At 33.6% G+C, this 983-nt stretch carries 3 protein-coding genes; 1 reads left to right on the top strand and 2 read right to left on the bottom strand.

Annotation, left to right across the window (positions count from 1 at the left end; translation table 11 throughout):
- Nucleotides 1–58: 58 nt before the first annotated feature.
- Nucleotides 59–259, bottom strand: coding sequence for a YwbE family protein (locus ABES03_RS25745; RefSeq protein ID WP_309864017.1), 201 nt, complete (start codon nucleotides 257–259; stop codon nucleotides 59–61).
- The gene (locus ABES03_RS25740; RefSeq protein ID WP_430122070.1) at nucleotides 252–455 is read right to left on the bottom strand and encodes a hypothetical protein; all 204 of its coding nucleotides are present in this window, start codon (nucleotides 453–455) and stop codon (nucleotides 252–254) included. Before ABES03_RS25740 ends, ABES03_RS25745 begins: the two co-directional genes overlap by 8 nt.
- A gap of 270 nt (nucleotides 456–725) precedes the next feature.
- On the opposite strand from ABES03_RS25740, the gene ABES03_RS25735 reads away from it, so the two are divergent.
- The coding region (locus tag ABES03_RS25735) for a catalase (protein WP_430122068.1) at nucleotides 726–983 on the top strand (258 nt) is incomplete at its 3' end.

The raw sequence follows: 983 nt of genomic DNA, 5'->3' as shown, positions 1-983 counted from the left end.
TGTTTTTTTATGTAAAAAAAAGCCTCCGCCAACATGGCGAAAGCTTATGGGATTCAATTTACATATTTTGAATTTCCTGTACTCTGCCAACTTGTCCATCTGTTAGCCTGACTTTAATCCCGTGAGGATGAAAACTTGAATTGGTAAGAATATCCTTAACCACACCTGCAGTTAGTTTGCCGCTTCTTTGATCAGCCTTTAGGACAATTTTAACTGCCAATCCTGGATGAATATCCTTTCGATTTTGGCCGTTAGACACCCATTTTTCTCCGTGAATTACTTACTTTCTTGGTTTGCTGACTTTTCATTTTTTGCGTAGCATTAGCGTTATTTGATGAGGAATTCCCTGCCGTCGATTTATTCTTTTTATTTAAAAGCTGCTGCTTCATCGCATCTTGTAAACTGATCTTCTTTTTTGGTTCCTCGGTTTGGTTTGTTTGATTTATTTCACTCATAAAAAATCCTCCTAAAATATACGTTACCTACAGTATAATCTATTTTTTCCTATATTAATAATGAATCCTTACAGTTGAAAGAAATTTTTAGTACGTAATTGTTTAATTTTGGCATAACGTCCTATATTTTTAATACGTATGTAGTAGTGGGTACATGTTAACTAATTGATAATCAATACTAATTTATAATAATTATAAATTAGTATTGATTTTAATAAGATTTATATTATAATCTAGTTAAGTTTAAAAAATAGTTTACGAGGTGATTAAATGAGTAATATTAACAAGCATTTAACAACAGGAAATGGGGCACCAGTTGGTGATAATCAAAATTCTATGACTGCTGGTTCACGCGGCCCAACATTACTTCAAGATGTACATTTACTTGAGAAATTAGCACACTTCAACCGTGAACGAGTACCTGAGCGTGTAGTACACGCAAAAGGAGCTGGAGCACATGGCTATTTTGAAGTGACCAATGATATGTCCAAATACACAAAGGCAAAATTGTTCAATGGTGTTGGAAAA

It is taken from the genome of Neobacillus rhizosphaerae (assembly GCF_050477885.1).
Classification (GTDB): Bacteria; Bacillota; Bacilli; order Bacillales; family Cytobacillaceae; genus Neobacillus; species Neobacillus rhizosphaerae_A.
The sequence above is the reverse complement of the archived record's forward strand: the minus strand, read 5'-3'. Positions and strand labels throughout refer to the sequence as shown.

Excerpts from the sequence above, each read along its gene's own strand:
- ABES03_RS25740 (WP_430122070.1), bottom strand. The coding sequence starts at position 455 with ATGAGTGAAATAAATCAAACAAACCAAACCGAGGAACCAAAAAAGAAG.